Source organism: Candidatus Lernaella stagnicola (genome assembly GCA_030765525.1).
Taxonomy (GTDB): Bacteria; Lernaellota; Lernaellaia; order Lernaellales; family Lernaellaceae; genus Lernaella; species Lernaella stagnicola.
This window is the reverse complement of record JAVCCK010000005.1, coordinates 35291-49933: the sequence shown is the minus strand read 5'-3', so window position 1 is coordinate 49933 and position 14643 is coordinate 35291. Positions and strand designations below refer to the sequence as shown.

Genomic DNA, 14643 nt, shown 5'->3' with positions numbered 1-14643 from the left:
CGGCAAAAGGGGTCCTCTGTGAACCGTACTGTGCTGCTCGTTGATGAAAACCTCGACCTACTGGGCAAAATGGCCACGTTCTTAGAAGACTTTGGCTATTTGGTTCAAATCGCCCCTTTGCGCAAAGAATGTCTCGGTAAAATCAAAGCCTTCAATCCGGGCTTGATTATCACTCGTCTGCAACTCCCGGACGGCGACGCGCTGACCATGGCCACCGATATCCGAGAATTCTACGACAGTGAAGCGCCCGTGATTGTCATGGCTAGTGCCAAAGAAATTGACTTCTATCGCCGAAAACCCGAAGCCAAAACCGTACAGGATTGGATCCGATGGCCGATCGAAAACATGGACCTCTACAACAAGGTCAGCGAATGGTTGGGGAAAACCGTTGACCCCGATCAGCTTTCGGTGGCCGGCGAGGCCAAACCCTCCACGAGAAAACCGCGGCCGCCCAAACCGCAGGCGTCCAAACCTATCGACCATCCGAAGCCGGGTCCGGCCGAAGTTATCGGCAACTTAACCCGCACGCCCGTGGCGCGGTTGCTACGCCACTTGGCCGGTCGGCACGATACCGGGGTACTCACCCTGAACCATCCGCCTCGGCGCGTGCAGGTGCACCTAGAGAACGGGATCATCGTCAACGTTTCCAGCAACTACATTCCCGATTTATCACTCGGCATTATGATGGCGAAAAAGGGCGAGATAGCACCCAACGAACTTTCCGGGGCGCGTAAGCGCTGGCAGCGAACCGGCGGCCTGTTCGGGCAAATCCTGCTTTCCATGCAACTGGTAAAAGAATCTGTCTTACACAAAACCCTATTGGAACAACGGCTAAAAAAAGTCATCTCCCTTTTCGATTGGCATTGGCGCTCCGGCACGTTTCGTTTCGAGCGCGACCCGAACCTGGTCGAACCCGCGCAGGAGTTTCGCCTTCGAGTCGAACCCGCCGTGATCGAAGGCATCCGTTCCTGCTACGACCGCGAACGTCTGATGATGGTGTTCGGCAAGAACCACCGGCTGTCAGCGCCGGTGAAACTCGCCGTGACCGATGCCTCGGAAATATTGGGTCAAATGAGCAGCGAGGATTTGCAGAACGTGATTGACGCCATCCGGACCGGCCATAGCCTCAAACAAGCAATACTCGTGGCCGGGATGGACGAACTTCAGGTACTGCAATACGCCTACGCTTTGTACGTGCTGGATCTTCTCACCTTCGTCGAGAAACAAAAAAGCCCCCGCTGAGGCGGAGGCTTCTACGTACGATCTTCAAATCCGTGTCTAATTCACGGTAAACAAACCCCGGGACGCTTTTGCGACTACCCCGGATCTCTCGATGCGATGCAAGGTCTTGTACACCATCGCCTGCGGGTCGCCCGACTTGGTCGTCCAACCCTTCTTTTCCAGACGCGCCGTGATCTCTTTGGCGTTGAGCGGTTTACCGGCCTTAGCCAGCACGTCGATAATCATTGCCGGCAAAGTCCCGGCCGCCGCAGCCTTGCGCCCACGCTTTTTCGGGGCGGAATCGGCCTTGGGTTTCGGGCCGCGCTTGGCGCCCTTGGGTTTCGGGCCGCGCTTGGCGCCCTTGGGTTTCGGGCCGCGCTTGGCGCCCTTGGGTTTCGGGCCGCGTTTGGCGCCCTTGGGTTTGGGGCCGCGTTTTTGCGGAGCCTTCGCTCCCGCTACGACCAACAACTCATGCAGTTTCTCAAGGATTTTCTTCTTCTCCGCGATCTCCTTTTCCTGCTCAACAATCTCTTTTTCCAACTGGACCACTTGCTTCTTAGCGAGCGCTACCACGTCCTTCATCAATTCCTCCTGTGATCTTATTCTAGTTGTATTGTACACGTATGTATATTCGTATATTGGTAACGCTAAGCCCTATGTCAATCTTTTTTTTTATTTTTCTGAGAAGCGCGAGGTTTTGGCGTGGTTTTCGATGCGGTATCCGGGAGCCCTTGTCGTAATATTTATTGTCATGATAACCGCCGCGCGGTGAGGGCGGCCGCTACACTTCAGCGCTCGGTGGGTTCCAGTTGGACGTTTCGCAAGGGGTCGGGAATGATGAGGTCTCCATAATGCCGCTCGACCAATTTCGTCAACGTAGCTTTGTCATAACGCCCGGCCGTTCCACCCGGATGCTGTGCGGCGAGATGCCCGGCGCAGTTGCCCCATGCCAGGCATTCTTCCATCACGCAACCATCCAGTAACGCGGCGGTGAGCGCGCCGAAGTAGTTATCGCCGCAGCCCGTTAGATCCAGCACATCGGTGGGAATCGCCGGCAATTCCGAATGACCCCAAGCCCACAGCGCCGCCGAACCGGCCGCGCCTTTTTTCAAGACCACGGTCGGAATGATATCGGCCAAAACCGCCAGCGCCGTTTCCAGCTCGGCCGCGCCGGTCAAACGCTTGGCTTCCCGTTCGTTCAAATTGATCACATCGATTTCCGATAACAGTTCACGGGTCCCGGTTTCAGCCAGGGTCGGCGCGGTGTCCTGAACGTCCGCGAGGCGCAATGCGCCTATTTTCTTCGCGCGCCGTAAAACCTCCACGCAAGACTCACCGACCCGCAGACCGTCCACGAGCACCGCGCGCGGCTGATAAGTATCCACCAAAAGGGGATCGGGCGGCGGGGAAGGGTGGGCGTAGGTTAAAAAACTGCGGTCGCCACCGTGATTGTACGCCACGGTCACGCACGCGCGGGCGTCGTCGTCGATCACCACGGCCTCGGTCGACATCCCCTCGGTTTCCATGGCCGCCAACAAAAAGGAACTGGCGAAATCGCGCCCCAGGCGTGCTTCGTAGAGAACCTTGTATCCCAATCGGGTCAGGACGATCGCTGCGGTCAGGCTACCGCCCGGCACGAAGGCCACGTCGTCCGCCACCACTTCTTCGCCCGGGACCGGCACCCGCGGCAGGCCGGTGAAGACCACGTCCAGGAAAGGCGAACCGGTCGCCGGTACGAGAACGTCGATCATCGCAATTCTCCGACTGCGGGGTGCGTCGCGGCAAATTCCTCCAACACCCGCTCGGCCACGCTGCGCATCGCTACCAGCGGATGAGCGGCCAACGCCCATTTGGCCAAGCGCGTGCTGCGATGACGCGCCGTCAACACCGTCAATGTCTCGAAAACGCGAATTTCAGATACCAACTCCCGCAACCGCGGCGGCACCGCATCCGGGGCGATCGGCGTGGCGCCGTTCGCGTCGACCCGACACGTAATTTCGACGATATCATAATGGGCCAGCCAATCCACCGCACCGCGACTGGGTACAATTAACGCAATTTCCTTCGGCGTGGTCCATTTGGCGTCGATGACATCAAGGGCCACTCCCGCATACCCTTCGCCCTCGGCGAGATGATGATCGGGTCGCTGCCCGGCGTCGGTTTCTTTCCAGGCATATTCCATGTAACTCGATTCCCGATCCGACATGCACTGGGTGTGCAGCGCCAATAGCGCGGCCGGGTCCTCGGCGATCCGACCTTCGCGGGCGCCGGCGAAAAAGCGATCGGTAATGCGCTTCACTTTTTGCCCGCGGGTTTCGGTTTCGGCCAACACGTTGGGTACCGCCTGTTCGGGCAGTAGGTAATAATAAAGATATTCGTTGGGAAACGCGCCCAACTCCCTCACGAGATCAACGCCGAATATCCCAAACCATTTGTTCAGGAACGCGTCGTCGGCCATCAATTTTGCGGTGATGTCCTCCCCGTCGACGCTCACGTGCGTCGTGGCGGAAAGGTGATTCAATCCAAAAACGCGCGTGGCGATGCGTGTCGGGTCAATGTCATAGCTCAGCGCCACGAAATCCTTGACGTTGTCGGCGCTGTCGCAAATGCCGATGACGTTAGCGTACCCGGCGTCCTGCAAGGCCTGGGTGACGATGCCCGCCGGATTCGTGAAATTCAAGACGACCGCCGCGGGACAGACCGCCTTGGCGCGCCGGCAAATCGCCAGCAATTCCGGGATGGCCCGCACGGCCATCGCAAAGCCGCCGGCCCCCACCGTCTCCTGCCCGAGGATCCCGGCCTCCGTGCAAATGCGCTCGTCGGCGATGCGCCCTTCTTCGAAGCCGGGCCGAATCGTCGTGACCACGGCGTCGGCTCCCGCCAGCGCCGTGTCCAGGTCCGGCGACACGTCCACGCGCAAATCGACCCCGGCTTCTTCGGCCAAAAAGCGCGCCAGGGGCCCCATAAATTCCAGGCGATCGGGGCGGATATCGAACATCGCCAACGTGTCGACCCGCGTGCCCCGCTTAATGCGGCGCAGCAGACTGCGAACAAATAGCGGCATGCGAATACCACCGGCTCCAACAACGGTCAATTTCATAATGCGCTCCCGGCGTTCGAATTCAACAAAGCGGGCCGATTGTAATGAGCGACGGCGACAAAGAAAAGGTAGGCAGTGAATCCGGCTCAGTCGGTCGGGGCGGGCGCGAAGGGGGATTCCGACGGTGCCGGCGCGGGCGCTGGGTCATTCGATTCGGCCGGCGGATTCGGCTCCGCAGGCAGGTCTTGGGCCGGCAGTGTTTGCGGCGAAGGCGGCGCGTCGGGAGCCTGGAGGGCCGGCGTGGGAGCGGGAGGGGGCTCCACAGTTGTGCCCATGTCTACGCGGGCGCTGAACCGCCAGAAAATCAAAACGAACAATCCGCCGATCAACAAAACGACGATGATTTTCAACCACAACGGCGCCGCTTTGTCCGGCACCGCGTCCGTTTCCGGCGGTGTCAATACTTCGCTGCTCTTCGACGTCGGTTTCGGCGCGTCCAACTCGATCGGCGGTGGCATCTCGACCTGCGGACCCACGGCGTGGTAGTCCTCGTGCGCCAGAATCACCGTGCTGATATTGTCCGTGCTGCCCCCGTGATAGGCGGCCCGCGTCAGGCACTCGGCGACGCGAATGGGATCGGCGCACCCGGCGACGTAGTGGCGGATGTCGTCGTCTCCGAGACCGCCGGTCAAGCCGTCGCTGCACAACAACAACATCCCGCCGGCGGGAAAATCGAACCATCCGTCCGATTCCGGGTACAAGTCGGGCTGCGGCGTCGGGCCCGAGCCCACCGCGCGGGTCAAAGCGTGGGCGTAGGGACTGCGCTCGGCTTCTTCCTGGCTGAGCCGCCCCATGCGCACCGCTTCTTCCACCAGCGAATGATCGCGTGTCAGGCGGGACAGGTCGTCGTTTTCCGGTGTCCACAGGTAGGCGCGACTGTCCCCGACGTTGAGCACCAGGAATTTGCCGTCCTTCTCTACGACCGCGACCAACGTGGTGCCCATGCCTTTTTTTTCGGGATCGTTTTGACCTTCGTCGTACACGGTGTGATGAGCTCGATTGCAGGCTGCAACCAACAGTTCGCGTAGATAGCTTTCGGTGGGGGTGTGTTCGGCCAAGCCGTTGACGATGGACTCTTCGAACACCTCGCGGGCCAACTGACTGGCGCGGTCGCCGGCGCGCATCCCACCCATTCCGTCCAACACGGCCACCAAGCGCAAGGAACCGGCAGGCGATTCAACCTCGGTGACGATGACGGTATCCTGATTATACTTGCGTCGACCTGGGTGGGTCGAACTAGCGGGCATCAAATTCATGGTTGCATCACGTCAAATTTCGTTTGGTTACCTTAGAATCTTATCGGCCGTTTCGCAACCGAACAAAACCTCGTTCTTCGCCGCGCCGCGTCAGTCCAGACCCGTTGAGGCCATCGCCGCCCGCAGGCGCTCGGCGACTACCGACGGGGCATGTTCGGCCGCCGCCGCCTCCCGACCGCGCCGTCGCAACGCGGCTGCCGCCGCCGCATCGGCCAACAATTCGGCGACGCGGGCCGCGAAACCCGCCGGCCGTGATGCCAGCGAAATCGGCAAATCGCCGCGGGCCAATTCGGTCAACGGTGTGGCCACGACCAACGCCCCCGCTGACAACGCCGCGGGCAATTCGTAGGGCAGCCAGTATTCGGTCGGTTTATCGACCGCGTAGGGAAATACCGCCACCGAGAACCGACGCCACAACGCGGCCTCGGCCTCGGCCAATATGTGAAAATTCGGCAGCCTCGCCGCGGCTTCCCGTGAACGCCGCTGCCGACCCGCTTCTCCCGCGACATAGATCTGTTGATCCCGTCGCAGCGCCGCCATCTCCGGAAGAAAATCGATGTTGCACCACGGGTTGTACTCGCCCGCAAAGCCGATCGCCGGGCGCAGCAAAGGCAGTTCGGCAACCCGAGCCGGGGGCGTTTCCTCCACGGGGTCCGGCACGAGATATACGTCGTGGTGAAACTCTCGGACCGCTTCCCACATCCCGCGGGTCGCCACGGTGATCATCGTCGCCCGGCTCAACTCCCGCCAATGACGAGACTTCATTCGCAGCACGGTATTCGGGTGGCCGTCCAGGTCCAGCCAAAGCGGCAGTTTGCCCACGAAGCCCGCCGCCAACTCGCCGACCATGGCCGGGTCGTCGGTCACCGCCAGATCGATCGCTCCCTGCGGCGTCTTGTGGAACTCAAAACCCGGCAAGCGGGTCAAGCGTGCCAAACGCTCGCCGGACCGGCCGTCCAGCCCTGTAAAGACACGAATTCGCATGGGCGATACGAGACCACGGCGTCGCTTGGGTGTCAACGGCACGGCTTTCGTCTTGACATTTCCCTCCCTTAAGATAGGAATATCTACAACCTTTAAAAAAGGTGTCAGGCGGTGGTTTGCGGTCGAGGGTTGGGGCCGGCGACCGAGAGGTAGTGCGGCGGAAGCGCCGACAAGCAATGTGAGCGGGCGTAACTCAGTTGGTAGAGTACGAGCTTCCCAAGCTCGGAGTCGCGGGTTCGAATCCCGTTGCCCGCTTTGCCGGTTTTAGGGGGGCCTCGGTCCGGGGCGACGGATCGGGGCCTTCCCTGTAAAATGACAGGAGATTCGTTGCCGGGGACGTGTGAAATACGATGTCCAACATGCGGTCGAGCCACGCGCTGGGCGTCCGAACCGCGTGGCCCTTTCTGCAGCGATCGTTGCTGCACCTTTGATTTAGCTGCCTGGGCCGACGAAACGAGGCGTTTACCGGAAATCGACGGCGAAACCGTGGAGCCAAACGAGGCGGGCCAAACCGCCGGGGACCCTGAGCGATGAACGCGGCCGCGAAAATCGCAAAGCTGGTTTTGAAGATCGTCGGGTACACCCTCGCCGGTGTGCTCGGCTTTGTGGCCGTGGTCCTGGTCACCATCAACTTTCTCCTGCAAAGCGAATCGCTGACCGGCGTGATCCTTGCGCAGGTCTTGCCCGGCGTGGAAGAAGCCATCTGCGCCGACATCGAGGTGGAAAGTTTCACCCTGCGCCTCGTGCCCTTCAAACTGGAAATCAAAGGCGCCAAATATACCGACCCGCAAGGCAAGTTCGTTTATCCCTTTGCCCGTTTCGACCGCCTGCTGCTCACGGTCAAAACCGCGCCGCTGCTCAGCGGCCAAGTCGTCGTCTCCGACCTCAGCCTCGAGGGCGTCGAACAATACACGCGCCTCGAAGACGGTCTGGTCAATCTGCCGCTGTGCCCCTCGAAACCCGAACCGGAAAAACCCGAAGAACCCAAAAGCGACGAGCCCTTCAAGCTGGCGCTGCCCATCATCATCGAACGCCTCCATATCGACGGCAAGGTTCGCTTCGACATGGTGCCGCCGCCACCGGCCCCGACGCCTGAGAATCCCAACCCCGAGCCCGGGCAGCCCATCAATGTCACCGTCAACGGGTTGACCCTCGACGCGACGGCCGATTTGCGCGGCGGCCAAGGTGACGTGCAAGCTGAACTGCGCCTCGCCGACGCCTCGTTCATGATCGGCACGATGTACGACAAGATCGATGAGATCGCCATCGACGCCGAGGCGAACCTGCAATCCTGGGGCGCCCGCGTTCCGACCCTGCGCATCGCCATGCCCGATCTCCAACTCAGCGGCGACGTTACCGCCACGGATCTGTTGGGCGAACTCGAACTGGCCGCGAATCTGAACCTCGACGTGGACCTGAAAAAGGTCAACCAACTCGTCCTCACCAAACCCGAGGACATGCAACTGCGCGGCGGCCTTAATCTCCAAACCAAAGCCGGCTTGAAGCTCGGCAAAGACAAAATGACCTACAGCGCCGACGGCACGATCGCGATGCCGCAGGCCCACGTCAATCAGCTTGCCTTGCGCAATTTCAACGCCGTGTTCGCCGCCGACCAGGACCAAGCGCGGGTCAAAGCCCTGCACCTCGAAACGGCCGGCGGGCGCGTGGACCTGCAGGCGAAAGTAGGCATGGGCGGCTCGATGCCGCTGTCCTCGAATGTAAAAATCGCTGCGCTGAACGTCGGCTCCGCCCTGCAGCAATTCGGGTTGCGCGACCTGCCGGTTAAGGCCGTGCTCGACGCCGATCTCAGCGCCGGCGGCAGGTTGAGCCCGTTGGTGGTGGACACCAAGGGAACGATAGACATCGCCGACGTCGCTTACGGCGACGCGGTGGCCGTCAAGAGCGTCAACATCAACCTGGATGCGACCGCGCGGGGCGACTCCAACCAGGTGCGCGACCTGCGCATCACCGCCGAGCAGATCGCCGCGGGCGGGTCGATCATTCCGCAAGCCACCGTGCAACTTGTCGGTAACGTCGGACCGAAAAACAACGTCATCAAGATGTTGCAGATCAAAACCGCGCACACGAGCGTGGAAGTCAGCGGCACGGCCAATCCCGCCGGCGCGTTGAATCTCGACGCCCTGGTCAAGCTCGACGACCTCTCCGAATTCCAGGGTTTCGTCGGCGGCAAGAAACTGGCCGGGCGGGGGGTCCTCGACGCCAAGGTAAGCGGCACCGCCGCCAAGCCCGATGTCGAAGGCGCGCTCAAGTTCGACCACATCGTTTTCGATAAGACGAAAATTCAATCCGTGTCGGCCGACCTCGGCTTCGTGCATCAACGAGCCACCGTGACGAATCTGCTCGTCGAGGCCGGTGCCGCCACGATTAAGCTCGACGCCGCTTACGACATGAGCGAAAAGCAGCCGAAGATCAAAGCCAAGCTGCACATGCCGGAAACCCAAATCCCCGAACTGCTGAAAATCGCCGGCCTGAGCGACCTGGACATCAAGGGCGCCACAAGCCTCGATGTCGACATCGACGGTCCCCTGGAGGAAATGAACGGCGCGATCGTTCTCAAGGGCACGAACCTGGCCGCCTTCGGGGAGAAGGTCGAAAGGATCAATCTCGACGCCAAGCTCGAAAACGGCGTCGTGATCATCGACGACCTCTCGATCGTGAAAAATCGCGGCATCCGCCCGGTCTTCCATCGTGGCCTTTGGCGGCCCAAATCCGAAAAAGACTTGACCGAGCAGGAACGCCAACCGGCTCGCATCGTTCTGACCGGGCAGGTGCACCCCTTTGATAAAACCTTCGACATCCGGCTGCGCACCCACAACCTGACCGAGATGGCCAGCGACACCGTGCGCCGCGACCGCATCCTGGCCATGGCCGACGTCGGTCTCAACGCCGACCTGGTCGGCACCTTCGACAACCCGGGCGCCGAAATCGACTTGGCCATCACCAGCGGCCGTTTCGACCACCTGGACCTCGGCGACTCCTGGCTGAAAATTCGCATCAAAGAGCAACGAGTTAATATTGAGGGCGAACTGCTGGCCAATCGGCGGGATATCGATCTGAACCGACAGGACGACACCGCGCGCGGGGCCGACCGCGCTTTCGATCTCGCCGCGGCCGGGCAGGGTGACGACGACGACGATCCCGATTTTGGCGCGCCGCCGCCGCCGGTCGAGGAAAAACCGCCCGCCAAGAACCTGGGAGCCATTAAGATCCGCGCGTCGTTGGGGTTGCTGGACGACATGCCGCTCGACGCCCGCATCGACTTTGACCACCTCGATTACTCCAACTTCCTCAAGTCGCGCGAACTCGTTAAACAACAGGTCAAGAGCGGCCGCAAAAAGTCGGCGTCCCTCAGCGAACGCGAGGAGAAACAGAAAGTCTTCGGTGGCATGATCCACGGCAGCGTCGTCGCCGCCGGAGCGCTCGCCGCGGTGCAGGACGGGCAGTTCGCCGAGGACGGCACAGCGCTGACCAAGCCGAACGTCGCGGTCGATATCCGTTTCGACGAACTCAGCTTCCAGCAGAACCGCTTCGTGCTGCGCAACCAGGACGAGCGCGGCAACATCGTGCCCCTGCACATCCAATACGAGAACGGCCGCCTGACCGTGCCGTCCTTCGCGCTGGGCGGCGAGGGCGTCAAGTTAACCCTCGATAGCCGGCAGTTGCGCGGCGAGACCTTCTTGGTGCTCGACGGCGATATTGATATGGGCATCGCCAGCAACTTCACCGAAGCCATCGCCGAAGCGACGGGCCACGTCATACTCAAGGCGGAGATACCGGTCGCGTTCGACATCCAAAAGGTGCTCGCCGACGTTTCGATGCCCGGCGCGAACTTCGTGATCCAGAACGTGCCGACGGCCATCGAGAACTTCAATCTGCAAGTCACTTTCCGCAACGGCCAGGCGACGATCGAGCAACTCAGCGCCGATATCGGCGGCGGCAAACTCATCGGCGGCGGTACCTATACGCTGCCTGTGGCGCAGACGGCCGCCGTTACAACGGACGCCGAGAAAAAAGCCCAACCGACGGCCAAGCTTGATCTATTCGTCAAACTCACCGACGTGAAAACCGGCGTCGACCCGTACGTCGAACTGGCGATCAAAAAAGTCGACTTGATCATCACCAACCGATCCGACGGCAAGCTCGACATCTCGGGCGACGTGGAACTGGCGCGCGCGTTCGCCACGTATGAAATCGACCTGATCAGCATTCTGAAAACTCTGCAGACGCCCAAGGGCGGCGTGTCCGGATCGGCCATCTACGAGAAAAAAGAAGAAAGCGTGTTTTTCAACATCGGTGTCCGGGCCGAGCGCAACGTCGTATTCGAAAACAACCTGGCGCACCTCGAACTCAGGCTCGATCTATTGCTGACCGGCTCGAATATCGATACCGGCATGATCGGCACCGTCGATATCCTCAAGGGTCACGCGCTGGTGTGGAACAACGACTACAAAGTCACCAACGCCACCGTGCAGTTCGTCGACGAAACCCGCATCGTGCCCGCCTTCGACATCAACGCCAAAACCGAAGTGCGCGGCGGCGAGATCATCGTGTTCGTCAACGTCGCCGGTACGCCCGACCGCTTCCACGTCACGCTAAGCTCCGATCCGCCCAAAACCGAACGGGACATCGTGGCCTTGCTGACCGTCGGCGTTTCCTACGAGGAATTTCAGGAAAGCGGCTCCGGCCTGGGCAGCGAACAAGCCTTGGCGATCGCCGCTCAATCCCTCCTGGGCAACCGCGTGTCGCGCTACACCGGGCTGGATATCGGCCTGGACAGTTCGCGCGGCGTGCCGATGCTCAAGGCCTCCACCGAATTGGAAAAAGACTTGACCGCGTCCGTCTTCCAAGCGCTCTCGGATGAAACCCTGGCGGCCGAAATGGAATACGGATTTATCCGCTATTTGGCGGTATATACCGACTGGAGCAACTTCGCCGGCGAAGATGATCCCCCGCCCAGCGGCGGCTTCGGGGCCGGCATTCGCATCAAAATCGAGTACCGGTAGGAGAGTACGCGTGCCACGGTGGCTGATCCCAATTCTGCTTCTTCTCGTGCTGGTCGTCCCGGCGATGGCGGCCGCGCAGGACGATGTAGACGAACAGATCTTCTGCGCGGAACTGGCCCGCTATTTCGGACGGCCCATCAGCGGCGATATCAAGTGGGAAATTCCCAAGTACATGGATGCCCCGGACATCAAGGGCGTGTCCAAACTCGGGAAAGGCAAGCCCTTCGATCGGTGGCGCCTGCGTGAAACGCTGCGTAACTTCTACTTACTTGGCGACGTATCCAACGCCGCGATCATGGCCCGCGACGCCGCCGACGGCCAAGGCGTCGATGTGCAAATCAAAATTTATCCGCGCTACATCGTGCGCGACGTGCGCGTGGTCAACAGCTACTCGTACAGCGCCCAGGAACTCCTCCTGGACATCCTGCATCTCGAGCCCGGCGACGATTGGCACGATGAAAACAAGAAGCGCTATCAGGATAAACTAACCGCCGCGCTGGCCCGTCGCGGCAAGCTCAAGGCGACGGTGAAGATCGACGTCACCAAAACCGACCGCCAGGACGACAACAAAGTCGACCTGAAAATCAAACCCGCCGAACGCCAGACCTTCAAAATCATCCGGTTCGACTTCACCGGCTCGGAGCTGTCGATCTACACGCGTGAGGAAATCCTCAAGCGCGCCAAGTGGAAAGACGGCATGGATTTCGACCAGGACCGCATCGAAAGCGGCCTCGAACGCCTTAAGAAGTGGTTGTACACCGAAGGGCATCGCGAAGCGCGCGTTCCGGAACTCGACCTCGCCGACGAAGACACCTTCGACATCAACTACGAAAAGTCGCACATGATCGCCAAATTCCCGATCAAGATCGGGCCGCGCGTCGATATCTGGTACGACAACGAGTGCTTCACCTGCGCCGAGATGAAATGGAAATTCACCGACGTGCTGGGCCTGAAAAACCAGCGCCGCTTCAACGAGTGGATCGCCCGCGACTTCGCCAAACGCATCAAGCTGTATTTCCAGCGGCAGGGATACTATCTGGCCGAGGTCGACTACGAATACCAAGAATTCGAGGAACCCAGTGGCCTCCAGGTCAAGCGCATCAACTTGACTTCGGACAAAGGGCCGAAAGTTACCATCCGCAACGTCGATTTCAAGGAAAACGACGCCTTCCCCGATAAGACGCTACAGAACCTGCTCAAGAACGACAAGATTTACGTCGAGGAAGATTTCACCAAAGACCTGCAAAACGTCATCAACCACTACAACGCCAACGGCTTCCTGAGGGCGAAGGTCGCGCAGAAGGTGGTCACGTTCGACGAACGCAAAAAGCGCATCGATATCATGGTCGTGATCGAAGAGGGCCCGCAGACCACCCTGCGGTCGATCTCTTTCAAGGACAACGAAAAGCTCTCGGACCGCAAATTCCAGATCGCCATCGCCAAGATGGACGAAGGGCTGGTGGTGGGCGAGCCGCTCAATCCCTTCCTCATTCAGCAAACCAAGGCCGTGCTGCTATCCGAATACTTCAAGCGCGGCTACGCCAAGGCGCGGGTGCGCGATTCGGTGACGCTGTCCGAAGACGGCAAGCAGGTCGATATCGTCTTCACCTTCGCCGAGGGCATTCAGTATTTCTTCGGCGTCGTTTACATGCGCGGCAACAAGCTTACGAAAAACCACGTCATCCGCCGCGAAACCGTCATTGTCGAAGGCGATCCCTACAACTTCGAAAAGATCTTCCGCTCTGAGCAGTCGCTGATTCAGCTCGGCTTTTTCAACAGCGTCGATATCAGCCCGGTCGACCCCGATCTGGACAGCACCGTGGTCGACACGATGATCACCGTCGACGAACGCAAGAGCGGCTACATCATCGGCGGCGTCGGGTACAACTCCTTCACCGGTTACAGCGGCGCGTTTGAAATCGGCCACAAAAACCTCGCCGGGCACGGGCGGCGCATCAGTTACCGCAACGACATCGCCGTCAAAGACCCCAGCTTCCGCCTCGATCGCCGCATCACCTCCGTCGGCTTCACCTGGCCGTGGATCGGCCGCGTTCCCGTCGACGGCACGCTTATTGTGCGCGACGCCGACCTCCAGGAAATCGCCTACGACGTGCGCAGCTTCTCGGTGACCATCGGCTCGACCTTGATCTGGCGCAAGCTGATCAACTTCCTTGAAGCCACCCACGAAAACCCGGCCATGCGCGACGCCGCCGCGCGCAACCACGGCTTCTTCGACCCCTTCACCACCAAACTCGACTGGGAATACGCGCGCGACTTCATCTTCAACATCGACCCCGCCGTCGAAGACCAGGAGCAGGGCGAGATCACCATCTCCACGCTTAGCCCGATGCTCATCCACGACCTGCGCGACCACCAGTTCAACCCGACACGTTGGACCCGCAACACGATCCGTTTCGACTACGGCCCGCCGTGGTTCCTCAGCCAGATCCACTACCTGCGCGTCACTGGCCAAACCTCCTGGTACCTGCCCATCTTCGAGGCGCTCTCTTTCCTCGACGGCTGGGTCTTTGCCGAGAACGTCATCGTCAGCCACCTGCAGGCCCTGCGCGATACCGACTCCATCCCCGTCAGCCGCCGCCTCTTCCTGGGTGGCTCGACCACCATGCGCGGCTTCGGCCAAAACCAGATCAGCCCCTTCGGCGAAGACGGCGAAACCCCGGTCGGCGGTTACTTCATGGCCTACCAGAACACCGAACTGCGCATTCCGCTGCCCTCCAATTTCGGCATCCTGGGCTTCTTCGACGCCGGCGACGTCACCGGCGGCAGCAACACCTACATCATCGAAGAAATCCGCACCACCGCCGGGCTCGGCTTCCGCTACGTCACGCCGATCGGGCCGATCAGCGCCGACTACGGCTTCAAGCTCAACCGGCGCACAAACGAAACGCCGGGCGAGTTCTACATCACCATCGGCAACGCGTTCTAAAACCCGCCGCGCGCGCGGGTCGCTTTGCGACTTTCCCGAAACGACGATTAGCTACGCTCGCCCGATCGTCCCCTTGACGGACTATCCGTATCCGTGCAGCCTTGGGCGGCA

General features: G+C 60.6%; 8 protein-coding genes and 1 tRNA gene. 4 read left to right on the top strand and 5 right to left on the bottom strand.

All coding sequences use genetic code 11. The features are described 5' to 3' along the window. Positions 1-18 precede the first annotated feature (18 nt). Positions 19-1242: a response regulator gene (locus tag P9L99_02105; GenBank protein MDP8222129.1), complete on the top strand. Its 1224-nt coding sequence runs from the start codon at positions 19-21 to the stop codon at positions 1240-1242. Positions 1243-1278: 36 nt separating this feature from the next. Here P9L99_02105 and P9L99_02100 read toward each other — a convergent pair whose 3' ends face one another. The 5 genes from P9L99_02100 to P9L99_02080 all read right to left on the bottom strand — a co-directional run bounded on the left by P9L99_02100 (position 1279) and on the right by P9L99_02080 (position 6513). Next, on the bottom strand, positions 1279-1803 hold the full coding sequence (locus P9L99_02100; protein MDP8222128.1) for an HTH domain-containing protein: 525 nt from the start codon (positions 1801-1803) through the stop codon (positions 1279-1281). 206 nt (positions 1804-2009) lie between these two features. Beyond that, on the bottom strand, positions 2010-2972 hold the full coding sequence (locus P9L99_02095) for a carbohydrate kinase family protein (GenBank protein MDP8222127.1): 963 nt from the start codon (positions 2970-2972) through the stop codon (positions 2010-2012). After that, on the bottom strand, positions 2969-4321 hold the full coding sequence (locus P9L99_02090; GenBank protein ID MDP8222126.1) for a hypothetical protein: 1353 nt from the start codon (positions 4319-4321) through the stop codon (positions 2969-2971). The genes P9L99_02095 and P9L99_02090 overlap by 4 nt, the downstream gene beginning before the upstream one ends. Positions 4322-4407: 86 nt before the next feature. Then, a complete protein-coding gene (locus tag P9L99_02085; protein ID MDP8222125.1) occupies positions 4408-5577 on the bottom strand; it encodes a protein phosphatase 2C domain-containing protein in 1170 nt (389 codons plus the stop codon). A gap of 90 nt (positions 5578-5667) precedes the next feature. Continuing rightward, positions 5668-6513 carry a glycosyltransferase gene (locus P9L99_02080; protein ID MDP8222124.1) on the bottom strand — a complete coding sequence of 282 codons (846 nt, stop codon included), beginning with the start codon at positions 6511-6513 and terminating at the stop codon, positions 5668-5670. Positions 6514-6743: 230 nt separating this feature from the next. Between P9L99_02080 and P9L99_02075 the strand changes: the two genes are divergently transcribed. From P9L99_02075 to P9L99_02065, 3 genes are all read left to right on the top strand, one after another. Further along, positions 6744-6816: transfer RNA gene (locus tag P9L99_02075), tRNA-Gly, on the top strand. Between the two features lie 275 nt (positions 6817-7091). Then, the gene (locus P9L99_02070; GenBank protein ID MDP8222123.1) at positions 7092-11585 is read left to right on the top strand and encodes a translocation/assembly module TamB domain-containing protein; all 4494 of its coding nucleotides are present in this window, start codon (positions 7092-7094) and stop codon (positions 11583-11585) included. A 10-nt stretch (positions 11586-11595) separates the two neighbouring features. Continuing rightward, the gene (locus P9L99_02065; GenBank protein MDP8222122.1) at positions 11596-14532 is read left to right on the top strand and encodes a POTRA domain-containing protein; all 2937 of its coding nucleotides are present in this window, start codon (positions 11596-11598) and stop codon (positions 14530-14532) included. Positions 14533-14643 lie beyond the last annotated feature (111 nt).

What these genes read in the sequence shown, in the direction of transcription:
- P9L99_02100 (MDP8222128.1), bottom strand. Translation starts at nt 1,803, where the DNA reads ATGAAGGACGTGGTAGCGCTCGCTAAGAAGCAAGTGGTCCAGTTGGAA.
- P9L99_02095 (MDP8222127.1), bottom strand. Translation starts at nt 2,972, where the DNA reads ATGATCGACGTTCTCGTACCGGCGACCGGTTCGCCTTTCCTGGACGTG.
- P9L99_02090 (MDP8222126.1), bottom strand. Translation starts at nt 4,321, where the DNA reads ATGAAATTGACCGTTGTTGGAGCCGGTGGTATTCGCATGCCGCTATTT.
- P9L99_02085 (MDP8222125.1), bottom strand. Translation starts at nt 5,577, where the DNA reads ATGAATTTGATGCCCGCTAGTTCGACCCACCCAGGTCGACGCAAGTAT.
- P9L99_02070 (MDP8222123.1), top strand. Translation starts at nt 7,092, where the DNA reads ATGAACGCGGCCGCGAAAATCGCAAAGCTGGTTTTGAAGATCGTCGGG.